Source organism: Dokdonia ponticola (genome assembly GCF_042653865.1).
Classification (GTDB): domain Bacteria; phylum Bacteroidota; class Bacteroidia; order Flavobacteriales; family Flavobacteriaceae; genus Dokdonia; species Dokdonia ponticola.
Window position 1 is genome coordinate 254,945 of record NZ_JBHSFV010000005.1, and the last position, 25,470, is coordinate 280,414.

The window sequence follows — 25,470 nt, forward strand, 5'->3', positions numbered from 1 at the left end:
TACCTAGTCATTCTAAGGTAGGTTTGGATTGAATTTAAAAATCTAAAGCCATGAAAACAATATTTCAAATTGCCATTTTATTAGTACTACAGTTACCTCTTTTTGCTCAAACCATCACTGTACAGGGAACCGTAAGTGAAGAAAATGGACCACTTCCGGGAGCAAGTGTTCTCATAAAAGGAACTTCAAAAACAGTAGCAACAAATTTTGATGGTCATTACATAATTGATGCAAAAATGACTGATGTATTGATTTTTTCTTACGTAGGATATATAAGACAAGAAATGACCGTGGGAACACAAACAACCATTAATGTAACACTAGTATCAGATAATATATTAGATGAGGTTATCGTCACAGCACAAGGAATAAAAAGAGAAAAGAAGGCTTTAGGATATGCTGTGAGTGAAGTTTCTTCTCAAGAAATTGAAAACCGCACAGAAGTCAATGTAGGTCGAGTGCTGTCAGGAAAAGCTTCAGGAGTGGCTATCACAAGTCAAAGTGGAGCCTCTGGAAATGCAACACGTGTAGTAATACGAGGATATAATAGCATTAATGGAGGTGGAACTGTAACGAGTCCTTCGATTCCTTTTAATAATCCTACTGTTATAACAGGAACGAAGAATCCAGATCAAAATGAAGTCACTAAAAATAGTCCTATATATATAGTGGATGGAATCCCTATTCACCCATCACAGGTAGATTTAGTAAAAAATATAGATGAACATCAAATAGAGAGAAAGACTATTCATGCATCTGCCGAGAGTATTAAACTATTTGGATCACAAGCAAGGAATGGCTGTGTTGTTATTACGACTAAAAAAGGCAATTACCGTGTAGAGAATGATGAAAGTTATAAGGCGTTATTTGAAAACCAGTTTAAAAGTGTCCAATTAGATCCACTCTCTACCATGTCAATAGATGTAGATAAAGCAGGGTACAGTAATGTACGTAGAATGATTAATAATGGTCAGAAAATTCCTATAGATGCTGTAAAGATTGAAGAAATGATTAACTATTTTGATTATAATTACGCACCACCTACAGATAATAAGCCCTTTGCAGTACATTCGGAGGTTATTCAAACTCCGTGGAATAAAAATACACAGTTAGTACGTATTGGTCTTAAAGGAAAAGAATTAAGCACAGATGAATTACCTGTAACAAACTTAACCTTTCTGATTGATGTTTCTGGATCTATGTCGAGTGCTAATAAATTACCCTTATTACAATCTGCTTTTGAAGTTTTGGTGAATAAGCTTCGCAAAGAAGATAAGGTTTCTATTGTTGTTTATGCAGGAGCTGCAGGAGTTGTTTTAGATCCTACCTCAGGAGATCAGAAAGAAAAGATTATGAATGCTATCAATAATTTGAATGCAGGTGGGTCTACTGCGGGAGGGCAAGGAATTGAACTCGCCTACAAGCTTGCTCAGAAGCATTTTGTTAAAAAAGGAAATAACCGTGTAATTCTAGCTACTGATGGAGATTTTAACGTGGGGCAAAGTAGTGACAATGAGATGCAACGTTTGATTGAAGAGAAAAGAGATTCTGGTATTTTTTTAACCTGTTTAGGTTTTGGTATGGGAAATTATAAAGACTCAAAACTAGAAACCCTTGCCGATAAAGGAAATGGAAATCATGCCTATATAGACACCATGCAAGAGGCGCATAAATTTTTAGGAAAAGAATTTGGAGGAACATTATATACTATTGCAAAAGATGTAAAAATTCAGGTAGAGTTTAATCCAGCGCTTGTAAAATCATATCGTTTGATAGGGTATGAAAATAGATTACTTGCGAATGAAGATTTTGCTGATGATAAAAAAGATGCAGGAGAAATTGGAAGTGGTCATACAGTAACGGCACTTTATGAAATTGTTCCAATAAATTCATCTTTTGATCCAGTTCCAAATGCAACACTAAAATACCAATCAGAATTTAAGAACACAATATCAATGTCTGAAGAGTTGCTTACTGTAAATTTTAGATATAAAGCTCCAGAAGGAACACAAAGTAAACTGTTTTCTGAAGTTGTCTATAATAGGGTAAAGCCAGTCGATCAGGCTAGTGAAGATGCAAAGTTTATCTCAGCAGTAGCAATGTTTGGAATGCAATTAAGAGATTCGAAATTTACAGAAAATACTACCCAAGATGATGTGTTAATACTCGCACAATCAGGAAGAGGAGAGGATAAGGATGGTTTTAGAGCAGAATTTATTCGTCTTGTAAAGTCAAAACGATAATAATGTATCGCTCATACATTTTTAAGAAACAGTTTATAATATTTAGAAACAATTAAAAACCTAAAGCCATGAAAACATACATTATCTCCATCGTTCTTGTATTGATAACCCTACAGCTCACCGCGCAAGAAGATGTGTCTACGACCGTCATTAAACTAAAAGATTTAATCACACATGCTGCCGATTCATATCCAAATGAAGAACCACAACAAATTTATTTATTAATAGAAACTAATGCTTCAGGTGTGTCTTCCGATCATCGTTTTTTCTTGGAGCAAGGGGTACAATTGTTACTTAAAAGATTGCAGCCAGAAGATAAAATAGCTATAGGCACTTATGGAGGGAGTAATAAGACCATCGTGTCTTATACAGAAGCCTCTAATGCAAGTCATATTTTAACAGAGTTGCAGAAAATATACACGATTACCGAGCAAGATACAGATACAGCTAAAGATGGTATTGATGTGGCATATCAATTTGCAAAAAGCTACTTTGTAGAAACATCAGAGAATAAAGTAATTATGATGCGTAATGATCAAGTGACAGGAAACTCGATAGCTGCCAATGCTATAAAGGAAAAAGAAAATAAACATAAAAAAACAAGAGCGGAACGTAAAGAAGCAGGACAGCCTTATAAGTTAGGAGGTGCTATCGCTATCACGGCGCTTAGTATTTTACCAGAAGTACTTGAAATTATTAAAGATTAAAAGTAAGGCATCATTTTTGAAACGTTTCATATGTAAATAAAAGATCGCATCTTTGTAAAAATTTTTGAAATGAATTATAAAATTGTTTTTGCACTTCTTCTTTTTTTAGGGACATTCTCTATAGAAGCTCAAAATATAAGTAATATCGCTAGAGGTCAAAGAGGCTATTCACCACCACCAAGAGCAACTGAGGCTGGAGAACCTGAAAAGCCAGACGTTAACCAAATGAGTATAGAAAAAGCGACTCTTTACAAAGAAATATTAGGTATAGATGTATTTCAAAAGGAAGTATTACGTACTTATTTAAAAGACTACTACAGAGCACGTGTTGATATAGATTACGATCCAGAATTAAAATTTGAAGACAAACAAAAATTAATCAATGCAGAGCAAAAGAAGTTTGAAAAAGCACTTAAAGAAGTTTTTACAGAAGATCAAGTAGAGCAAATACTTACAGAAGAACAATTTGGGAATAGAGCTAAGGAAAAAAAGAAGAAGGAAAAGAAAGCAAAGCGAAAAAAGAAAAATAAAAAAGGATAAAATCTACTATACAATTTTTAAAAGAGTGCCGAAGGGCACTCTTTTAATTTTACGTAATTTTAGTGATCAATTTAAATGAATGTATGATGACAAGAGTATATACCTTTTTCTTTATCCTAGTATCCGTTGTTGCTTCAGCGCAAGTACTATCAGAACGCGAACGAGCTATTGTTGTAGACGATATCTTAGAAGATCGTTTTAACGTGTTACTTCCAAAACTTATGGATAGGGTCAATATTGATATGTGGGTGATCATTTCTAGAGAATATAATGAAGACCCTGTGATTAAAACAATGTTACCAGCCACTTGGTTGAATGCACGCAGACGTACCATTCTTGTTTTTTATAGAGATCAAGAAAAAAATAGTATCGAAAAACTAGCTGTTGCTCGATATAATATTGGTAAAAGCATTACCTCTGCTTGGGATAAGGAGAAAGAGCCAGATCAATGGGAAGCTCTCATAAAAATTATCGAAGCTCGAGACCCCAAAAAAATAGGCCTTAATTATTCTGATAATTTTGGACTTGCAGATGGGGTTGTAAAAACTGATTATAATGAATTTATAGAAGCACTAGCACCTGCGTATGCATCTAGAATTGTATCTGCAGAAAAGCTAGCGATAGGTTGGATAGAAACACGTACATCCAAAGAGATGGAGTATTTTGAGCAATTGGTAGATATCACACATGATATTATTAAAGATGCTTTTAGTTCCAAAGTGATCACTCCTGGAACGACCACAACAGATGATGTGGTTTGGTATTTGAGGCAACGCGTGACAGATATGGGCGTAGAAACCTGGTTTCATCCTACGGTTGATATTCAACGTAGTAATGAGAAATTGGCGAGCCACATAGAATCGTTTTCGAATAGACCCGAAGGAAAAGTCATTCAAAAAGGCGATTTGTTACATTGTGATTTTGGAATCACTTATTTGAGATTAAATACCGATTGTCAACAACATGCCTACGTTTTGAAAGATGGAGAGACCCAAGCGCCTCAATTTCTTGTAGATGCCTTAGCTGATGGAAACCGAGTACAAGATATTTTAACCACTAATTTTACGACTGGCAAAACAGGAAATCAAATTCTCTTAAAGGCATTGAAAGAGGGTAGAGAAGAGAAGCTGGTCCCTTCTATTTATACACATCCATTAGGATTGTATGGACACTCAGCGGGACCTACTATTGGGATGTGGGATAGCCAAGGAGGTGTGCCTGGCACGGGCGATTATCCGTTGTATGAAAATACCGCTTATGCAATTGAACTTAATACCACGGTGACAATTCCGGAATGGGAAAAAGATATCCGTATTATGCTAGAGGAAGCAGGTTTTTGGGGAGAAAACGGATTCAGTTACGTGTCTGGAAGACAAGAAAATTTAATTCTTATAGATTAGATTTAGTGTCTGATCTTAAAATGTGATGTTGTTTTTTACGCTCCTGCCTGCCGGCTAGGCAGGTTCGCGAAAGCGTAAACTACACTATTAATTTTCTTTACTCCTAGGGTGAAACTTATGTAACACATCTGAAAGTTGGGATCTGTCAATATGCATGTATATCTCTGTAGTAGTGATGCTCTCATGTCCTAGCATTTGTTGTATAGACCGTAAGTCAGCACCATTTTGAAGTAAATGTGTTGCAAAGCTATGTCTAAATGTATGTGGGCTTATCGTTTTTTGGATGCCTGCTTTGACAGCCAAATCTTTGATGATCGTAAAAAGCATAGCGCGTGTTAACTGACGCCCCCTACGATTTAAAAACAAAGTATTACTGAATTCAGGTTTCGGAGCGCTGTGAACTCTAATTTCATTCCGATAGAGATTTATAAATTTTTGGGTATGCGTACTAATGGGCACAAAACGTTGCTTATCTCCTTTTCCAGTCACACTGATGAACCCTTCATCAAAATATAAATCTGAGAGTTGTAAAGAAATCAATTCTGATACACGAAGGCCGCAAGCATAAAGACACTCTAGCATGGCTCTATTACGTTCTCCTTGTGGATGTCCTAAATCTATAGCAGCAATAAGTCGATCTATTTCTTCTTCAGAAAGCGTGTCAGGTAGTTTACGACCTATTTTTGGGGGTTCAATAAGATCTGTAGGGTTGTCATTTCTATAATCTTCAAAAATCAAATAATTAAAAAAACCTTTTAGCCCTGATATAATTCGAGCCTGTGACCGTGGTTGTACCTCTTTGGCTATCTCATAAATAAATTTTTGAATTTCTTCTTTTGTAATCGTTATAGGATTGTTTTTAATCTCATGTTTTTCAAAAAATCTAACGAGTTTGATGAGGTCCCTCGCATAATTAGAAATGGTATTATCAGATAGCCCACGTTCTATGCGTAGGTAGTTTTTATAGTCAGTAATACCGTTTTTCCAATTCATCTACATTCTCTTTTAGAACCTGTCGTTATTTGCAAAAGGCAATAAGAAGTCTAAAATACTTTTTTAATTATAAAGTATGAGAATGTCCTGTGAGATTGGTTTAAAAAATATAAGCATCAGTATAATTTTTTTTGAGTATTTCTTTGTGATACTCTTGATTTTCAGATTACTATTTCAATGCGTTGGTTTTTCAATTTTTCTTTTTTTAAGAAAAATTTACAATTAAAATTACAAGTTTAAAGTGTAACAATTTGTAACTATGTGTACTAATTAAAAACAAAAACTAAATAGATTTAAAATTATGAAAAAAATTATTCTTTTAGCCGCAACTGCATTTATGATTACAACAGGAGTAAATGCTCAAGAAGTTAGTTTTGGAGCCAAAGCAGGAGCCAACTTTGCTTCTTTGAGTGGAGATCTTGGAGAAGACATTGATGGAAGAACTTCATTTAATGTTGGTGTAGTAGCAAATATTGGTATTTCTGAAAAATTTTCTGTACAGCCTGAAATCGTATATTCTTCTCAAGGGGGATCTTCAGATGTAGAGGGTGAGGATTTCACTGTGAAATTTGATTATATCAATGTGCCAATTTTAGCAGATTTTAAAGTAGGACAAGGGTTGAGTTTACAAGCAGGTCCACAAGTAGGTATTAATATTACTTCAGAGCTTGACGCAGATGGAGGATCTGTAGATATTGACGATACAGAAACTATTGATTTATCATTAGCTTTTGGAGCTCAATACAAATTAGATCAAGGGATCTTTTTCCAAGCGCGTTATGGATTAGGGCTTTCTGATATCATTAGTGATATAGATGGAAAGAATAACGTAATTTCTTTATCTGTTGGATATTTCTTCAATTAATTTAAAAAAGAAATTAGTAATATAGAGAAAGTGCTTCCTAACAAGGAAGCACTTTTTTTATGCCTTGTAATGTTGTAATCTATTATAATATTTTTCAAAAAATTCCTTGGGGTAAGATTTTTTCTTGTTAATTTATACGATTTTTTTTAATTGTTAGTTATGTGTTACTAATAATTAATTTAAAATCTATGAAAACTACTTTTTTAGCCTTTTTGGTATTTATGATTACCTCTAGTATTAATGCACAAGATGTTTCTTTTGGAGCAAAAGCAGGAGCTAACTTTGCATCCATAAGTGGGGATTTAACAGATAATATTGACGGAAGAACATCTTTCAATGTTGGAGCTGTCGCCAGTATTGGTATTTCAGAAAAATTTTCTATACAACCCGAACTAGTCTATTCAGCTCAAGGAGGAACAGCAAGTATTGAAGGGCAGGATTTTACAATTAAACTTGATTATATCAATGTTCCTGTTTTAGCAGATTTTAATATTGTTAAAGGGCTAAGCATTCAAGCAGGTCCTCAAATAGGTTTTAATATTACTTCAGAAGTTGACACTGATGGTGGGGAATCTTCAGAAGTTGAAACTGAAAGTATTGAATTTTCATTAGCAGCAGGTGCACAATACAGATTAGATCAGGGACTTTTTTTTCAAGCACGCTATGGTCTAGGAATTACAGATACTAGTGATATTTTAACTAGAAAAAATAATGTTTTTTCTTTATCTATCGGATATTTCTTTAACTAATCAATAAAAAGAATTACCATCATTTAGAAAGTGCTTCCCTAACAAGGAAGCACTTTTTTTATGTCTTGTAATGTCGTATTTTTATGCTTTCGCGAAAGCAAACTCTTTATGAAACTAAACATCATTAATGGCCCTAACCTTAATCTCCTTGGAAAACGTGAGCCAGAAATATATGGAGGAAAATCGTTTGAAGATTATTTTAGAGAACTACAATTTAAATACACAGCCATTGAACTTTCGTATGTACAATCAAATCTAGAGGGAGAGTTAATTACACATATTCAAGAGTCTGATGAGGTTTATGATGGTATTATTTTAAATGCAGCGGCCTATACGCACACTTCAGTAGGTATAGGAGATGCGGTTGCTGCTATCGGAATTCCTGTTATCGAAGTGCATATCTCTAATACATTTGCACGGGAAGAATTTAGGCATCAGTCGTATATTTCAAAATATGCAAAAGGCGTTATTTTAGGGTTTGGTTTACAAAGTTATGAGCTCGCTATCCAGAGTTTTATGAAGTAAGTCGTCGTTTTGAAAGCCCTAAAATATGTGGTCGCTTTCTATTATTTGCTAATTAAGTAATTAAAAATATACTAGGAATCGGGTATTTTTACGTGTTTCCTTTAGATGTAATTTTATACTTTTAAACTATAAACGCTTTTTCCAAAATATACTCTTATGATAACACCTATACTATTATCCAAAACCGATGCTGCTCAAGCGAGTGCTGACTTTGACGATGCTTTAAAAAATGAACCAGCGACCCTTATTCTAGTAATAGGTGATAATGACCAAACAAAAGATGCACTAGAAAATCTCTCGACTTCTATCAATTCTGATGATCATTTTTATAAAGGGGTAAGAGCTGTACATGCTCCTAATGTTACTTTTATTCTAGACACACTAAAGGGATTACATGTAAGTCCAAGGCTAGAGGATATAGATTGGAATGCTATCGATACATATGTGATTTTCTCTATCTCCAACGTATTCAATAATATTGGTAATGCGGTATTATCCTCTAAGTATGATAACAGGTCAACATATTATATAGAAAAATCAATTATGTTGGCGATGGCTTACGATAAAGACTTAAATCAATAAATCTATGGGTATACAAATATATTTCCGCGCTCTTATATTTCTTTACTGCTTTTGCTTTTCAGTAACTATATCTTATGGGCAAGATAACGTATCTGTTTTTTCTATTTTAGAAAAAGATAGAGATGGAGGGTATCAGAAAAAAGATTCTCTGTACACTGATAATCGTGTGGTAGATATCAATAGTATTTTGCAAATCGATTTAGATATGGGGGTGATTACATCTAAATTGGAAAAAAATACCACAGGATTACCTGATGATCTTGCAGGAAAAATAGAGAAACTTACCAAGGCACTAAAAGAACGTAAAGAAGTTCTCAAAGCATTCGATAGTCTGTTAAATTCGTATAATTACGAAACCTTTAAAGAAAAACCTGATCTAAATAAAAAGTGGGCAGCTGCCATGCAGCAATCTGCCATCTCTGTCGTAGAACTTTGGGATGTGAGTCCCTATATTGAGTTTGGAGATCCCAATGATAGAAATGTTAGCATACGACCAGGACCTACCTATCAACGAGCACAAGTAGAATTAGATCGCATGACCAAGCAAGTAGACGACTTTGCTCAAGATCAAGGGGTCTATGTTCAGTTTGGTGCTTGGTTGTACAAGAAAAATAATCAAAATACAGCTCTGCATATTCCTGGTTTTGATTCTATTGAACCGCAACCTTCTTATGAAGTAGACAGATGGAGAATACTCCCTACTGAAAAACAACTAGCAGATTTACAAGAAGCGACTGCACTAGCAAAAGAGAATAAGGACAAAGGTTTATCTGTAATCAAGAACACCATCGATATACAAGTGAAACAACTAGAAGAAGTACTTACAGGGCAGTTCAATTCGCTTGTAGATTCTTTAAGCATACAAGCACAACAAATAGTCGGTGATAATATTACACCTATTGTTACAGAAATAAATGCTCTTAAAACAAATATTGAGAATTTTAAAAGCACGGTAAAACAACGTATCTCCTATTATGAGAGCTTATCTATAAATGATCAGTTACCCGTGATACAAGTGTTATCACAAATAGAAACCGACTTAGATTTTATTAAAAGCGATGGAAAGGCATTATTAACTCAAGCTACGAAGGTGTATGATGACATTAAAACATTGCTTGATGATACCATTACAAACGCTGATGCATTAGAAGAGCTTGCAGCGAATTTAAAAGACCACTTAGAAACGTGGCTAGATACCACATTGGAAAAAACAAATATTTATAAACTAAAAGAACTCTTGCAAGGAGCTCCTGTAGATTTTGGGTTATTGAAATTTAGCAATAAGGTTTTTAAATTATCCTTAAAAGATCTGCCAAATCAAGCTGATTTGGATTTGTACACAACGGGTATTCGACAAGGAGGCGATCGAATCGCATTTAAGTTTGAAATAGCGACAAAACAGAAAACCATCTATACCGAGAATAGAGAGGTGTACATGTTTAGAGTGTTACCTCATATAGAAAGCACGGTAGGTGTTATTTTTGCAGATCCGTTGGCTAGAACCAATGTACAAACACAATTTCAAATGGCTCCTTACTATAATTTAATTTTTAAAGGACTATTTGATCAGAAAATACGAAGAAAAAGTGTTGCTTATAATCGTATTTTGGACTGGGGAATTGGTCTTCATATCTCTGCTCCAGATTTTGACGGCGACGATGTACCAGAGTTAGGAACTGGTATCGTGGTGTCCATACTTCACGATTATGTTCAGTCTGGAATTGCCATTAATGTATTTACAGGAGATCCTTATTGGTATTTTGGGCTGAGGTTGCCAATCCCTTCTTTTAATATTGGTTCAATTCCTTCTACCTCTAATTAAAATATAAAACTAATTCATAAAAAAACCTTATTCAACTGAATAAGGTTTTTTTATGAATTAATACTAGCTTCTATAAGTGAATCACTTCACCATATGCATCTGCTACAGCTTCCATGACGGCTTCACTCATCGTTGGGTGTGGGTGAATCGTTTTTAAAACTTCATGACCAGTAGTTTCTAGTTTACGTCCAAGTACAGCTTCGGCAATCATATCTGTAACCCCTGCACCGATCATATGGCATCCTAGCCATTCTCCATACTTAGCATCAAAAATCACCTTTACAAATCCATCTTTTGTTCCCGCAGCGCTGGCTTTACCAGAGGCAGAGAATGGAAATTTACCTACTTTAAGCTCGTAACCAGCTTCTTTAGCTTGCTTTTCTGTCATTCCTACACTTGCAATTTCTGGAGTTGCATATGTACATCCTGGGATGTTAGAATAATCGATCGCTTCAACGTGCATTCCAGCAATTTTCTCTACACACGTAATTCCTTCGGCAGAGGCTACGTGAGCAAGTGCAGGTCCTTTAGTGACATCACCAATAGCGTAGTAACCAGGGATATTTGTTTGGTACCAATCGTTTACGATAATCTTATCACTATCTACAACAATACCTACATCTTCTAGGCCTATATTTTCAATATTTGTTTTAATACCTACCGCAGATAATACAATATCTGCTTCTAAGACCTCTTCTCCTTTTTTAGTTTTGACGGTAGCTTTTACGCCATTTTCCGTTTTTTCAACTTTCTCTACAGAGCTATTTGTCATCACGGTAATACCAGCTTTTTTCATAGAGCGCTCAAATTGTTTTGAAACGTCCTCATCCTCTACAGGAACTACATTTGGCATATACTCTACAATAGTTACTTCTGTACCCATAGAGTTATAGAAACTTGCAAACTCAACACCGATAGCACCAGAACCAACCACGATCATTTTCTTAGGTTGTTTCTCTAAAGTCATAGCTTTACGATACCCAATCACCGTTTCTCCGTCTTGAGGTAAACTAGGTAGTTCTCTAGAACGAGCACCTGTTGCTATGATGATATGATCTGCACTGTATTCTTTTCCATCGACATCTACTTTCTTGCCAGGTTTAATTTTTCCGTAGCCTTCAATGACATCTATTTTATTTTTTTTCATTAGGAATTGAACTCCTTTACTCATTCCTTCTGCTACGCCACGGCTACGCTTAACAACAGCTGTAAAATCTTTATCAGCGTTTTCTACTTTAAGACCGTAATCTTCTGCGTGTTTAAGGTATTCAAAAACTTGGGCACTTTTTAGTAATGCTTTGGTAGGAATACATCCCCAATTTAAACATACACCTCCAAGGCTTTCTTTTTCTACAACTGCAGTTTTTAAACCCAGTTGAGAAGCTCTAATAGCTGTTACATATCCGCCAGGGCCACTCCCTAAAACGATCACATCGTACTTGCTCATAGTTAGATTTTTTTGGTCTATTATATAGTGCGAAAATACATATTAAACACCATATCTTAAAACTAAAACCCCAAAGTGTTTTTTTAGGATTCTAATTTGAAGATTAATACCTTATTATTTTTAAAAATACTTATTCTTTGAAGTCAATACTAGCTGAGTTTACACAGTATCGCTGTCCCGTTTCTGTGGGGCCATCATTAAAAACATGGCCTAAGTGTGATCCACAGTTAGCACATACAATCTCGGTGCGTATCATACCCAATGTTGTATCTCTTATGTATTCTACAGTGCCTTCGATAGCAGCATCAAAACTTGGCCATCCGCATCCACTATCAAATTTACTGGTGCTATCAAATAGTTTCGTGTGACAAGCCCCGCATTGATAGGTACCATCTTCCGAGTGGAGGTTGTATGTTCCTGTAAAAGGGCGTTCGGTTCCTTTTTTTCTAAGGATCGCATAACGTTCTGGACCTAGTTCCTCTAGCCACTCGGCTTCTGTTTTATCAACGGGATATTTTTTCATAATATTATTATTTCCGTGAAGACGGAAATCTTTTTAAAATTAGTTCTAAACCACATTTGTATGTGTAGTCTTTTATTCTTCTCCTTCAGGCTCAAATACTAAGGCATCTCCATTAATGCAGTGGCGTTTCCCTGTGGTGTTCCTTGGACCATCATTAAAGACATGTCCTAAATGACCGCCACAAGTTGCACAATGCTCTTCTGTTCTGGTGTATCCTAGCTTTCGATCTGTTGAGTAAGCGACATTTCCTTCAACAGGGCGATCAAAACTTGGCCATCCAGTACCGCTGTCAAATTTATGTTTCCCTTCAAAAACAGCTGTGCCACAACCAGCACATTTGTAAGTTCCGTTACTGTAGTTTTTATTGAGTTCACTAGAAAAAGGTCGCTCGGTACCTTCTTGACGTAAAATATAATACTGGTCTTCTGTTAATTGGGCTTTCCACTCAGCATCTGTTTTTTGAACTGGAAATACTTCAGGTTCTTTCTCTTGTGCTTTACCATTACAGCTTACTAGTAGTACTATAAATAAAGCAAGGGCGCATTGTTTAATCATGGCTTTTTTTCTTTTTTGTAAAAATACGATTTATCGAATTTTTTGTCGTTAAAACTATTCTAAAATGACATACTAAAAATGAAGATACTTAAATAGTACTACAACGTTGTAAATACACTAGTGACATAATAGTTAGCTTATTTTCCTATTTAGTTGAACTAAATGTATCGATTTTTTAATGTATTTTTCACAAATTAATACGCGTAAAACAAGAGATTTGTCTTAAATTATTGGACTCATAAAAATCAACCAATATATATGAACATTATACATGTGAGTGCAGAGTGCTATCCTGTAGCAAAAGTAGGCGGTTTAGGAGATGTAGTAGGTGCCTTACCTAAATATCAAAATAGGATAGGAAACAATGCCACAGTCATCATGCCGTACTATGAAACGGCATATGTCAAGAAAGCAATGACAGTGGTCGATTTTTGTTTTAACCTTGTGATGGAGCAAAAAACGTATTTTGCAGAGGTGCTGTCCGTAGAGGATGCTTCTTTGGGATATTCCTTGTTTTTGGTTCGTGTCACAGGCCTAACAGATCGTAAAGAAGTGTATGGTTATAAAGACGATCCATTACGTTTTATGGCTTTTCAAAGAGTAGTGCTTCAGTGGATATTACAGCAGAAACAACTGCCAGATGTAGTGCACTGTCACGATCATCACACAGGATTAGTTCCTTTTATGATGAATCGATGTGAGGATTTTTCACTACTTAAACGTATTCCCACCGTGCTCTCTATTCATAATGCCCAATATCAGGGGCAATTTCCTCATGAAATGGGAGGAATTTTACCACGCTTTCGCGAAAGCGATATAGGTCTTCTTGACTGGGGGGGAATGATCAACCCGCTGGCTTCTGCCATAAAATGTGCATGGGGGGTGAACACGGTTTCTCCATCGTATATGGAAGAATTAAAACAAAAAGCAAATGGATTGGAGTCATTACTAGCGCATGAAAGTGCAAAATGCGAAGGAATCTTAAATGGAATAGATACCGAAACATGGAATCCTGCCACCGATGTCTATTTACATAAAAATTACAACATCCGCACTCGACAATCTGGACGCAAAGCAAATAAAGAAGCCTTGTGTGAAGAATTTGGCTTAGATTCTACTAAACCTCTTTTTGGGTTTATTGGTCGTTTGGTATGGGAAAAAGGCGCCGATGTTTTGCCAGAAATGATAGATAAAGCATTACAAGAATATGATATTAATGTCATTATATTAGGCTCAGGCGCACCCGAAGTCGAGACTCAATTATCCGATCTTATAGAAAAGTATAAAGGTCGTTATAATGCCTATATTGGATATCAAGAACGCATGTCTCATCAAGTATATGCAGGAGCCGATTTTTTATTGATGCCTAGTCGCGTAGAACCTTGTGGATTGAACCAAATGTACTCCTTACGTTATGGCTGTATGCCTATTGTGAGAAGTACTGGAGGACTAAAAGATACCGTGATTGATCTTGGAGAAGAAAATGGTTTTGGGATTTGCCACAATAACACCTCAGTAGAAGATGTTGTGTATAGTGTAGGTAGGGCTGTTACACATTTTAAGGATCAAAAGAAATTTAAAGAAATTCAAAAAACAATGATGCAAATAGAACATAGCTGGGAAAAATCAGCTCAAATGTATGTATCTTTATATAATAAGTTAAAATAGACGAAAAATGAATAAAAAGGTATTAGCTATTATTTTAGGAGGAGGACAAGGATCAAGATTATATCCACTTACAAAAATGAGATCAAAACCTGCAGTACCGATTGCAGGGAAGTATCGTCTCGTGGATATTCCTATTTCTAACTGTTTAAGTTCAAATATCAAACGTATGTTTGTGTTGACGCAGTTTAACTCAGCTTCTTTAAATAAGCATATCAAACATACCTATCAGTTTAGCTATTTTTCTGATGCCTTTGTCGATATCCTTGCAGCAGAGCAAACTCCTGAAAATAAAGGATGGTTTCAAGGTACGGCAGATGCCGTGCGTCAAAGTATGCACCATTTTAAAGGCTATGAGTCTGAATATATACTCATTCTATCTGGAGATCAATTATACCAAATGGATTTTAATGAAATGCTAGAAGCCCACATTGCTTCAGATGCCAAAATTAGTATCGCTTCCTTACCTGTAAATGCAAAAGACGCGACCTCATTTGGGATTTTAAAAACCAATGATGATCAAACTATTAGTTCTTTTATAGAAAAACCAGAAACAAGTCTTTTGCCAGATTGGAAATCTAATGTGTCTCCCGCTATGAAGAAAGATGGGAAACACTACCTAGCTTCAATGGGAATCTATATCTTTAATAAAGACTTATTAATTGAATTATTAGATGGAACAGATACTAATGACTTTGGAAAAGAAATTATTCCTCAAGCCATTAGTGAACACAAAGTATTAAGTTATGCCTATGAAGGCTACTGGACAGATATAGGAAATATTGATTCTTTCTTTGAAGCCAATATTGACCTCACTGCAGATATCCCAAAATTTAATTTATTTAACAGAGATCGAAGCATATTAACCCGTCCTCGTGTATTACCACCCACAAAGATATCTGGAACTACACTAGAGAAATCTATTGTTGCCGAAGGAAGTATCATTCACGGAAGTCGCATTGCAAATTCTGTCATCGGAATACGTTCAAGAGTTGGAAAAGGAACGGTGATAGAAAACTCGTATGTGATGGGAAGTAATCGCTTCTTAGACCTAGAAGAAATTGATGCTGCCCGTGCTAAGGGAATCCCTCATGAAGGGATTGGAGATCGCTGTTTTATTACAAACTGTATCATTGATAAAAATGCCAAGATAGGAGATGATGTTCGTATCACAGGAGGAAAGCATTTGGAAGATTCAGAGACAGATACCTATGTGGTAAGAGATGGAATCGTCGTAGTTAAAAATGGAGCTTTGATCCCTTCAGGAACCATTATTTAATGATGGATAACGTACAAACCTACAGTCTTTTTACAGATTTTGATATTTCGCTGTTTAAAGCAGGAAAGCATTTTCGTTTGCACGAAAAAATGGGTTCGCATATTTGCACTGTAGATGGTGTTAAAGGCACCTATTTTGCCGTATGGGCACCCACTGCAAACCAAGTATCAGTGATCGGTGATTTTAATCACTGGCAAGATGGACAACACAAACTTCAAGTTCGTTGGGATTCAAGTGGTATTTGGGAAGGATTTATTCCAAAAGTAGGTCATAGTGATACGTATAAATACAAGATACATTCTAACCATAACGGGATCATTACCGAAAAGGCAGATCCGTTTGCAAGACGCGCAGAACATCCGCCTAAAACAGCTTCTATTGTGTACAGTACAGACCATGTCTGGAAAGATAAAGCGTGGATGAAAAAGCGACATAAGCACAATAGCTTACAAGCACCTTACTCTGTGTATGAATTACATCTAGGATCTTGGAAACGAAACACAGAAGAAAATAGAAGTCTAAGCTATTCAGAACTCGCAACTGAGTTAGTAAGCTACATAAAAGAAATGAATTTTACGCATGTAGAGTTCATGCCTATTATGGAGTATCCCTACGATCCAAGTTGGGGATACCAACTTACAGGATATTTTGCACCGACGGCTCGTTTTGGATATCCAGAAGAATTAATGACACTGATCGATGCATTACACCAAAATGATATTGGTGTAATCTTAGATTGGGTACCTTCTCATTTTCCAGAAGATGCACACGGTCTAGGGAATTTTGACGGAACCGCTTGCTATGAGCACCCAGATCGTCGTAAGGGCTATCATCCAGATTGGAAATCATTGATTTTTAATTATGAACGTAATGAGGTACGCTCTTTTCTGATAAGTAATGCCCTTTTTTGGTTAGACCAGTACCATGTAGACGGTCTTCGAGTCGATGCAGTTGCTTCTATGCTATATCTAGATTACAGTAGAGAAGAAGGCGAATGGGAACCTAATGATCAGGGAGGAAGAGAAAACCTAGCGGTGATTAGTTTCTTACAAGAGCTCAATCAAGAAGTGTATGCCAGTTTCCCAGATGTACAAACCATCGCCGAGGAGTCTACCAGTTTCCCTATGGTAAGTAAGCCTGTATTTACAGGAGGGTTAGGCTTTGGGATGAAATGGATGATGGGGTGGATGCACGATACCTTAAATTACTTCAAACGTGATACGTTATATAGAAATCATCATCATAATGAGATTAGTTTTAGTATGACCTATGGGTTTACAGAAAACTTCATGTTACCGTTGTCACACGATGAGGTGGTCTACGGAAAGCAATCCATTTTAGGGCGTATGCCTGGTGATGAATGGCAACGCTTTGCAAACCTTAGATTGCTCTATTCCTATATGTATACCCATCCAGGAGGAAAACTTCTTTTTATGGGAAGTGAGTTTGGACAAGGAACCGAATGGGATTTTCAGGGACAACTTGATTGGTATGTGTTACAATATGACAATCATAAAGGCGTACAGAAAACAGTAGCAGATCTCAATCATTTATACAGATCAACGCCCTCATTATATGAGAAGCAATTTGAACCAGAAGGTTTTGAATGGATTGCTCATGATGATAGTGAAAATGCTGTGTTGAGCTATATACGTAGAGGAAATAGCCCTGATACGCTTATTGTTGGGGTATTTAATATGACCCCTGTACCTCGTCCTACATACCGTATCGGATTACCTTCAAAGGGAAGCTTGCTCGAAATTTTCAACAGTGATGCATCTATGTATGGAGGAACAGGAAAATACCACAACAAAAAAATGACGGTTTCTAAAACTTCATGGAATGGTAAGACTCATTCAGCAGAAATTATGGTGCCACCGCTAGCTGGGATCGTTTTGGAATTAAAAGTGAAACTTTAATTAAGGGAAAAAGAGGGTATACGCTTTCGCGAAAGCGCACTCAAAATCACAAAAAAACAAGATAACCACACTACGAAAACGTTAGCGTTAATAACTTATTACGATTAATTTCCATCTTTTAAATAGATAGTGTTTATTTGAATAACAAAATGATGATGCTATGATTATTAATACCGAATTACAACAAAAAGGGAATCAATTTCCCAACCAAATTATAGATTTTAATAAAGAAGTCGATACCTTATATTTTAAAACTGAAAATCATGTAATCCTACAGCTCACTGTCATAAGAGACAGTGTGTTGCGTTTTAGATATGCTACAGGCGGTGCTTTTGAAAATGATTTCTCCTATGCCATCGATGAAGATGCACATAGAGGATACAATCATCTGGAAGTAACCAGTGATGAACTCCATTATATTGTGACAACCAAAAAATTAGTGGTTCACATAGAGAAATTAAGTCTACAAGTAAAGATTTATGATCATGAAGGAGAACTGATCAATGAGGATGAACTTGGTTTTCATTACGAAGAAAGCTTTGAATACGGTGGTAACATCGTAAAAATGAGTAAAAAAGCACAACATGCTGAAAGTTATTATGGATTAGGGGATAAGCCTATGCATATGAACCTACGTGGAAAACGAGTGCAAAACTGGGCAACAGATCAATATGCTTTTGGAAAAGATCAAGATCCGATCTACAAAAGTGTTCCTTTTTACATAGGACTCAACAAAAAGAAATCCTATGGGATTTTCTTTGATAATACGTTTAGAACATTTTTTGATTTCTGTCAAGAACGTATGAGTGTAACGAGTTTTTGGGCACAAGGAGGTGAGATGAATTATTATTTCATTTACGGCCCTTCTATGTCTGATGTGGTAAAGAGTTACACGAATCTTACAGGAGTTCCAGAATTACCACCTATGTGGGCATTGGGGTATCAACAGTGTAAATGGAGTTATTACCCAGAAAGCAATGTAAAAGAAATTGCAGCGAAGTTTAGAGAACTTCAGATTCCTTGTGATGGAATTTATCTGGATATCGATTACATGGATGGTTTTCGCTGTTTTACATGGAATAAAGAATACTTCCCCGATCCAAAACGCATGGTCAAAGAACTTGCAGATGATGGTTTTAAAACTATTGTCATCATAGATCCAGGGATCAAAATAGACAAAGATTACAGTGTGTATCAAGAAGGTGTTGAAAATGATTATTTCTGTAAACGTGCCGATGGACCGTATATGAAAGGAAAAGTGTGGCCAGGAGAATGTAACTTTCCTGATTATACCAATCCAGAAGTACGTACTTGGTGGGCGGGACTTTTTAAAGAATTGATAGGTGACATAGGGGTAAAAGGCGTGTGGAATGATATGAATGAACCAGCCGTTATGGAGGTGCCAGGAAAAACATTTCCACCCGATGTACGTCATGACTATGATGGAAATCCCTGTAGTCACAGAAAAGCACATAATATTTATGGAACCCAAATGGCACGTGCGACCTATGAGGGTGTAAAAAAGTTTGCCTATCCCAAACGGCCTTTTGTAATTACTCGATCTGCGTATAGTGGTGCACAACGATATACCTCTTCATGGACAGGTGATAATATTGCAAGTTGGGAACATTTATGGGTAGCAAATATTCAGGTGCAGCGTATGTGTATCTCTGGAATGTCATTTACAGGAACTGATATTGGAGGCTTTGCTGAGCAACCCACAGGAGAATTATACGCACGATGGATCCAATTAGGTGTGTTTCACCCATTTTGTAGAACACACTCTTCGGGGCATCATGGAGATCAAGAACCTTGGGCATTTGATCCAGGCGTGACTGATATTGCTCGTAAGTTTATCAACCTTCGTTATCGATTACTGCCGTATTTATATACCATGTTTTATGAATATACTCAAAACGGAACACCGCTCTTAAAACCATTGGTGTACTTTGATCAAGACGATCCGCAGACACATTATAGAACAGATGAGTTTGTATTTGGTCATCAGATATTAGTGTGCCCTGTTTTAGAGCCAAATGCAAAAGGTAGGCGTATGTATATTCCAAGAGGAACTTGGTATAATTACTGGGACAAACTTCCTGTAGAAGGAGGAAAAGAACAATGGGTAGATGCCGATGTAGATAGTATGCCTTTATTTGTAAAAGCAGGTGCTATCATTCCTAAATATCCTATTCAACAATACGTAGGAGAGAAAAAATTAGAACAAGTAGAGCTTGAAGTCTATTATGCTCTAGGAAAAAATTCGTCAGATCTTTATGAAGATGCACAAGACGGATATGATTATACTAAAGAAAGATATAGCTTCAGAACGTTTAAAATGTCTGGTCGTAAAGATGATTGGATTATACAACAACACAAAAGAGGAACGTACATTACGCCTTATGATACTTACAGGATTCATTTGATAGGATTGCCTTTTAAAATAAAAACGATTGAGTTAGACAATACCAAGGTATCTCTAAAAAGTGTTCAGTATGACGATAAAACCTGTTCTTTGATCGTACCTAAAGGTTTTACCGAACTGCATCTATCGTAAATTGCAGATAATTTGTAACTTTAGAGTACTAAAAATTGATGACTATGAAAACAAAGCAATTATTTACTTTTTTACTGACTATTGTATTAGTTTGTGCCTGCAAGACAAGTCCTTTTACAGGTAAAAAAACACTGAATTTTGTGAGTAATGCTCAGCTGTTTCCGATGGCGTTTCAACAATATGATCAGTTTCTTTCTGAAAGTAAAGTGCTTACAGGGACCCCTGATGCAAATATGGTAAAAAGTGTAGGAGAGAAAATTGCTGTTGCTGCTGAACGATATCTTACTTCACTAGGAGAACCTGGTTATCTAAAAGATTACAGATGGGAATATAACCTCGTAGAAGATAGCACTGTCAATGCTTGGTGTATGCCAGGTGGTAAGATTGTCGTCTATACAGGTATTTTACCAATCACACAAACCGAGACGGGTCTCGCAATGGTGATGGGGCATGAGTTGGCCCACGCACTCGCAGATCATGGCGCACAGCGTATGAGTGCTGCACAATTACAGCAAATAGGAGCGTTAGGTGTAGCTGTTGGAACAGGCGTTGCAGGGCAAAGTCAAGAACAACAAGCGACTTGGATGCAAGCGTATGGGCTTGTTTCACAAGTAGGAGGGATGTTGCCTTTTAGTCGTTCTCACGAGACACAAGCTGATGAGATTGGTATTGTGATTGCAGCAATAGCTGGATATAATCCTGAGGAGGCAGCTAACTTATGGAGACGCATGAAAGAAGCGAGTAATGGACAAGCGCCACCACAAATATTAAGTACACACCCTTCTAATGATACAAGAATTGCAAATCTTACTGCCAAAGCACCCTTTGCGAAACAAGAAGCAGCAAAATTTGGCGTGACTACATTTAAATAAATAATATTTAAAATAATTTATTATAAGGAAAGCTACACAATCGTGTAGCTTTCTTATTTTAGTGGAATGAAGAAAGTATTACAAAAAGGAGACAAGAAGCTCTTAAATTCTTGGGCATTTTACGACTGGGCAAATTCAGTATATAGCTTAGTAATTGCATCGGCGATATTTCCCATATTCTATGATGCTATTTTTGAAATAAAAGGAATAGATACCCTTGTTGTTTTCGGAAAAGAGTGGAAGAGCAGTTCCTTGATTTTTGCGACTACAGCAGTCGCTTTCTCTGTGGTTGCGATCATCTCACCCTTACTCTCTGGGGTAGCTGATTTTTTGGGAAACAAGAAATTTTTCCTAAAACTTTTTTGTTATTTAGGGGCATTGAGTACCATAGGATTATACCTTTTTTCTATAGATCACATTTATGTAAGCCTTTCCTGTTACTTTCTTGCTCTCATTGGTTTTTGGGGCAGTTTAGTGTTTTATAATTCATACTTGCCAGACATCGCAAACAAAGATCAACATGATAGCATAAGCGCCAAAGGCTTTTCTTTAGGATATGTAGGAAGTGTGATTCTTCTAATTGCTTGCTTAGCTTTAATTATGAGTCAGGAAAATGGAGAAGATAAAGTAAAAATGATGCGTTGGTCTTTTGTACTCACAGGTGTTTGGTGGATTGTTTTTAGTCAGTATACCTATATCTATTTACCTAAAGGAAATAAAAGTGACGGGAAGTTGTCTAAGAATGTTTTTTACCAAGGCTTTCGAGAACTCAAAGCAATATGGGTAGAGATGCAACATAAACCTCGTTTAAAAGGATATTTGATTGCTTTCTTTGTCTACAGTATGGGCGTGCAAACGGTGATGCTAGCAGCAGCGTATTTTGGAGCAGAAGAGTTAGATTGGGGAGAGACTGATAAAACATTAGGACTTATCACCAGTATTTTATTAATTCAGTTGGTAGCTGTATTAGGAGCGTTTTTAACATCAAAGCTATCTTCAAAAATTGGGAATATCAATGCACTTATTGTGATTAACTTGATTTGGATCGCTATTTGTGCGTGGGCATTTTTTGTCTATACACCTATTCAATTTTATATTACAGCAGGGGTAGTGGGCCTTGTTATGGGAGGTGTACAAGCACTTTCACGCTCTACCTATGCTAAATTTCTTCCAGAGACAGATGACACGACTTCCTATTTTAGCTTTTATGATGTTTCAGAAAAAATAGGAATTGTTTTTGGAATGCTTATGTTTCTTGCCATGCAGGAACTCACTGGGAGTATGCGATATTCTATTATCTTTTTGATTCTGTTTTTTGGAGTGGGGGTTTTACTATTAAGAAGGGTCCCAAAGGAAGGCAAAGAATAGTGTTTTTTATTGCAGTGTAAGCTTTCGCGCTTCGTCAAACTCAGCATAAACTCCTGCATCGCTACGCTCTTTGAAAGCGTATAAAAAAGGATTCCCCTTTATATTGAAACATTTTAGTAAATAAGAGTAGAATATTTTACTTAAGTTTGCGTTACAAGTTTACAAACCTACATAAGCATGAAAAAAATATCCTACTATTTATCTTTTCTTTTATTATGTTTAGCCACAACTTTTATTTCTTGTGATGACGAGCAATTAGAAGGAGAATTCTTTACTACACCCGACGGACAAGTAATTACAACCAATACGGAAGAATGTCTAGCCGCATCATTAGCGCTTCAAGAGGCCTATGAACTTTTTCTAAATGCACCTCCAGAACAAATAATTACTGCTTGTGCTGCGGTGTCTGATGCTTTAGATGCTTATATTTTAGCATGTGATACTGATATTAATGACCCAGCAATTTCTGTAATCGTAAGTGGCTTTAGTGATTGTAACGATTCATCAAACAATTGTGATACGGCCACAACTGCCGCAATAGCTGCTCAAACAGCATTTGCCAATGCGTCTCCAGAAAACGAAGTTCAGTTATGTAATGCATACAGAACTGCCTTAGAAACTCAATTAGCCGTTTGTGGAGATGCAGATGGAAGTATTCAAGCTACTATTAATGGACTCTCGTGTGTAGATGCGGCTTGTGCTGACGCCATTACTGCTAGCGAAGAAGCTCTTGCCATATTTGATATGGTTGATGTTACAGATGCAGATGCGTATACAGAAGCTTGTGGTAATTACTCATTTGCTTTACAAGAACAAATCGTTGCTTGTGGAGATGAAAACGGAAGTTTACAAGCAATTATTGACGAACTTGGTGACTGCTCACCTCCAGAAGATGATGGTCCTGTGCGTATGACTATAGATGGAGATTTTAAAAACTTTAATGTAGCAGAAGCACCTATTAATGGTTCAACCTTTGAAGTGACCGCCACGGATGTAGATGTAAACGATACCTTTCAATTTAATGTAGTACTACAACAAACAGGAGAAAACATACTTCAAAGTGTGGTATTGACCATAGACGGGGTTTCATATACACCTGTTTTGAATGGAGAAACTCAATTTTCAAGCAATATAACTGAGAATGATGGAATGGTTATCATTGGAACCTTCACAGGTCCTATGATGAATGCTGACGGAGAAATTATCACCATTACAAATGGTATTATAGATATAGAAGTGTAAGTAATTACTGCGATACATAGAAATACTAAAAAGAGGCGGTTTTACTGCCTCTTTTTTTATAATAAAATGAGATATGTTGGTTCAAATATGTTCTGATTTACATTTAGAATTAGTGCAAAACAGAAATTGGATTTTAGAAAACCCATTAGTTCCTAAGGGGGATATATTAATTATAGCAGGAGATACTTTTTATATAAATGATCAGATGGGTACGCTTGATTTTATAAAAAAAGTATCTGATGATTTTAAGGCTGTGTACTTGATTCCAGGGAACCACGAATATTATGGTGGCTATGATGTATCTACTGGATTAGTCTCTACTAGAGAAGCTATTAGGAGTAATGTATTTCTTGTAAATAATCATACAGAAACGATAGACGGAGTTTATTTTATATTTTCAACATTATGGTCTCGAATTCAAAAAAATATTCTTGCAGTCTTAAGAGGAATGACAGATTTTAGAAAAATACAGTATCAGAACAAAAAGCTTACTATTGATCATTTTAATGCACTTCATGATGCTTGTTTTGAATTTATAAAAAGCGAAGTACAGAGAGAAGGAAAAAAAGTAGTCGTTACCCATCATTTACCAAGTGAGTTGTGTATGGCTGCTGAGTTTAAAAATAGTTTGCTTAACGATGCGTTTTGTGTTGAAAAAACAAATTTTATTTTAAATTCCAATATTGATTATTGGATATATGGACATAGTCACAGAAATTTAAAAGATTTTGAAATAGGAAGTACTAAAATGATGACCAATCAATTTGGTTATATGGGGCTTCAAGAGCATTATTCATTTAATCTAGAAAAGATAATATCTGTATAGTATGCACAAAAAAAGCGCTCATCTCGAGCGCTTTTTTTATATGAATATGTATAGGTTACTTAGTGCATTTTTATATTTCCAGACCCAGAGACTTTAGTATCTTGTTTGTTTGGGTTGCCATAATAATCAACATCTCCAGAGCCACTTACGCGAGCTCTGATACTGTTACTACAATACACCGAAATATCTCCAGAACCCGCTACGCTTACAGATGCATTTTCTGCTCTTAATTCTTTTGCATGTACTTCTCCAGAACCTGCTACACTTACATCAATGTCTCTACTGTTTCCAGTGAGTGTTAAATCTCCAGAGCCAGCTACACTTGCATCTACACTACTTGCATCGAGTTTAAGTGTAAGATCACCAGAACCCGCGACAGATGTTTTAAAGTTAGTGGTTTTAATTACATCTTTATTCCACATGTTTCCAGACCCTGCGAGTGTTACTTCGTCTAATTCTTCAAAAGGAACCGTGATTCTAATCTTCTTGCTAGGGCGTATGTTTTTGTTATTTTCTACTTTAATTTTTAACGCATTGCCGCGTACTTCTGTGACAATGTATTCCATAAGATTACTATCTCCTTGTATTGTGATGGTACCTTCTTTTCCAGCTACAAGTTCTACGTCAAATGATCCTCCTACGTTTACCTCATCATAACTGCCTACAGATCTAGTGATTGTAGTAATGTTTCCATTTCCTTTTTCTCCTTTTCCCCACCATTGTGCTTGAACTTGCAATGCGCTTACTACGATGAGACAGATTGTGATTACTTTTTTCATACTGTTTGATTT

The 25,470-nt window shown here is 36.2% G+C and carries 22 protein-coding genes; 17 read left to right on the forward strand and 5 right to left on the reverse strand.

The window, feature by feature from the left end; genetic code table 11:
* The first annotated feature begins 50 nt into the window (after window positions 1–50).
* The 4 genes from ACFO3O_RS10440 (at window position 51) to ACFO3O_RS10455 (ending at window position 4,890) form a co-directional block, all read left to right on the forward strand.
* On the forward strand, window positions 51–2,243 hold the full coding sequence (locus ACFO3O_RS10440; RefSeq protein WP_379978549.1) for a YfbK domain-containing protein: 2,193 nt from the start codon (window positions 51–53) through the stop codon (window positions 2,241–2,243).
* A gap of 68 nt (window positions 2,244–2,311) precedes the next feature.
* A complete protein-coding gene (locus tag ACFO3O_RS10445; protein ID WP_379978550.1) occupies window positions 2,312–2,950 on the forward strand; it encodes a vWA domain-containing protein in 639 nt (212 codons plus the stop codon).
* Between the two features lie 69 nt (window positions 2,951–3,019).
* Complete coding sequence (locus ACFO3O_RS10450) at window positions 3,020–3,490, forward strand: hypothetical protein (RefSeq protein WP_379978551.1); 471 nt, start codon at window positions 3,020–3,022, stop codon at window positions 3,488–3,490.
* A gap of 83 nt (window positions 3,491–3,573) precedes the next feature.
* Window positions 3,574–4,890 (forward strand): M24 family metallopeptidase, encoded by a 1,317-nt coding sequence (locus ACFO3O_RS10455; protein ID WP_379978552.1) that lies wholly within the window; start codon window positions 3,574–3,576, stop codon window positions 4,888–4,890.
* Between the two features lie 87 nt (window positions 4,891–4,977).
* Here ACFO3O_RS10455 and xerD read toward each other — a convergent pair whose 3' ends face one another.
* Window positions 4,978–5,883, reverse strand: coding sequence for a site-specific tyrosine recombinase XerD (xerD, locus tag ACFO3O_RS10460; protein ID WP_379978553.1), 906 nt, complete (start codon window positions 5,881–5,883; stop codon window positions 4,978–4,980).
* A 301-nt stretch (window positions 5,884–6,184) separates the two neighbouring features.
* On the opposite strand from xerD, the gene ACFO3O_RS10465 reads away from it, so the two are divergent.
* From ACFO3O_RS10465 to ACFO3O_RS10485, 5 genes are all read left to right on the forward strand, one after another.
* The gene (locus ACFO3O_RS10465; protein ID WP_379978554.1) at window positions 6,185–6,748 is read left to right on the forward strand and encodes a porin family protein; all 564 of its coding nucleotides are present in this window, start codon (window positions 6,185–6,187) and stop codon (window positions 6,746–6,748) included.
* Between the two features lie 188 nt (window positions 6,749–6,936).
* Complete coding sequence (locus ACFO3O_RS10470; RefSeq protein WP_379978555.1) at window positions 6,937–7,497, forward strand: porin family protein; 561 nt, start codon at window positions 6,937–6,939, stop codon at window positions 7,495–7,497.
* A 108-nt stretch (window positions 7,498–7,605) separates the two neighbouring features.
* Window positions 7,606–8,022: a type II 3-dehydroquinate dehydratase gene (gene aroQ, locus ACFO3O_RS10475; protein WP_379978556.1), complete on the forward strand. Its 417-nt coding sequence runs from the start codon at window positions 7,606–7,608 to the stop codon at window positions 8,020–8,022.
* 156 nt (window positions 8,023–8,178) lie between these two features.
* A complete protein-coding gene (locus tag ACFO3O_RS10480) occupies window positions 8,179–8,604 on the forward strand; it encodes a hypothetical protein (protein WP_379978557.1) in 426 nt (141 codons plus the stop codon).
* Between the two features lie 4 nt (window positions 8,605–8,608).
* On the forward strand, window positions 8,609–10,426 hold the full coding sequence (locus ACFO3O_RS10485) for a hypothetical protein (RefSeq protein ID WP_379978558.1): 1,818 nt from the start codon (window positions 8,609–8,611) through the stop codon (window positions 10,424–10,426).
* Between the two features lie 70 nt (window positions 10,427–10,496).
* Here ACFO3O_RS10485 and lpdA read toward each other — a convergent pair whose 3' ends face one another.
* The 3 genes from lpdA to msrB (ACFO3O_RS10500) all read right to left on the reverse strand — a co-directional run bounded on the left by lpdA (window position 10,497) and on the right by msrB (ACFO3O_RS10500) (window position 12,951).
* Window positions 10,497–11,873, reverse strand: coding sequence for a dihydrolipoyl dehydrogenase (gene lpdA / locus ACFO3O_RS10490; protein ID WP_379978559.1), 1,377 nt, complete (start codon window positions 11,871–11,873; stop codon window positions 10,497–10,499).
* Between the two features lie 130 nt (window positions 11,874–12,003).
* A complete protein-coding gene (gene msrB / locus ACFO3O_RS10495) occupies window positions 12,004–12,396 on the reverse strand; it encodes a peptide-methionine (R)-S-oxide reductase MsrB (RefSeq protein WP_379978560.1) in 393 nt (130 codons plus the stop codon).
* A gap of 72 nt (window positions 12,397–12,468) precedes the next feature.
* Window positions 12,469–12,951 (reverse strand): peptide-methionine (R)-S-oxide reductase MsrB, encoded by a 483-nt coding sequence (gene msrB / locus ACFO3O_RS10500; RefSeq protein WP_379978561.1) that lies wholly within the window; start codon window positions 12,949–12,951, stop codon window positions 12,469–12,471.
* A 258-nt stretch (window positions 12,952–13,209) separates the two neighbouring features.
* On the opposite strand from msrB (ACFO3O_RS10500), the gene ACFO3O_RS10505 reads away from it, so the two are divergent.
* From ACFO3O_RS10505 to ACFO3O_RS10540, 8 genes are all read left to right on the forward strand, one after another.
* On the forward strand, window positions 13,210–14,619 hold the full coding sequence (locus tag ACFO3O_RS10505) for a glycogen synthase (protein ID WP_379978562.1): 1,410 nt from the start codon (window positions 13,210–13,212) through the stop codon (window positions 14,617–14,619).
* Window positions 14,620–14,626: 7 nt separating this feature from the next.
* A complete protein-coding gene (locus ACFO3O_RS10510; protein ID WP_379978563.1) occupies window positions 14,627–15,895 on the forward strand; it encodes a glucose-1-phosphate adenylyltransferase in 1,269 nt (422 codons plus the stop codon).
* 2 nt (window positions 15,896–15,897) lie between these two features.
* Complete coding sequence (gene glgB / locus ACFO3O_RS10515) at window positions 15,898–17,814, forward strand: 1,4-alpha-glucan branching protein GlgB (RefSeq protein WP_379978608.1); 1,917 nt, start codon at window positions 15,898–15,900, stop codon at window positions 17,812–17,814.
* A gap of 160 nt (window positions 17,815–17,974) precedes the next feature.
* A complete protein-coding gene (locus ACFO3O_RS10520) occupies window positions 17,975–20,371 on the forward strand; it encodes a glycoside hydrolase family 31 protein (RefSeq protein ID WP_379978564.1) in 2,397 nt (798 codons plus the stop codon).
* 44 nt (window positions 20,372–20,415) lie between these two features.
* A complete protein-coding gene (locus tag ACFO3O_RS10525; RefSeq protein WP_379978565.1) occupies window positions 20,416–21,243 on the forward strand; it encodes a M48 family metallopeptidase in 828 nt (275 codons plus the stop codon).
* Between the two features lie 66 nt (window positions 21,244–21,309).
* Window positions 21,310–22,611 carry an MFS transporter gene (locus tag ACFO3O_RS10530; protein WP_379978566.1) on the forward strand — a complete coding sequence of 434 codons (1,302 nt, stop codon included), beginning with the start codon at window positions 21,310–21,312 and terminating at the stop codon, window positions 22,609–22,611.
* Between the two features lie 177 nt (window positions 22,612–22,788).
* Entirely contained in the window at window positions 22,789–23,853 is a 1,065-nt protein-coding gene (locus tag ACFO3O_RS10535; RefSeq protein ID WP_379978567.1) for a hypothetical protein, read from the forward strand.
* A gap of 73 nt (window positions 23,854–23,926) precedes the next feature.
* The gene (locus ACFO3O_RS10540) at window positions 23,927–24,679 is read left to right on the forward strand and encodes a metallophosphoesterase (protein WP_379978568.1); all 753 of its coding nucleotides are present in this window, start codon (window positions 23,927–23,929) and stop codon (window positions 24,677–24,679) included.
* A gap of 59 nt (window positions 24,680–24,738) precedes the next feature.
* Here the strand turns inward: ACFO3O_RS10540 and ACFO3O_RS10545 are convergent, their stop codons facing one another.
* Complete coding sequence (locus ACFO3O_RS10545; RefSeq protein WP_379978569.1) at window positions 24,739–25,458, reverse strand: head GIN domain-containing protein; 720 nt, start codon at window positions 25,456–25,458, stop codon at window positions 24,739–24,741.
* Window positions 25,459–25,470: the final 12 nt, after the last annotated feature.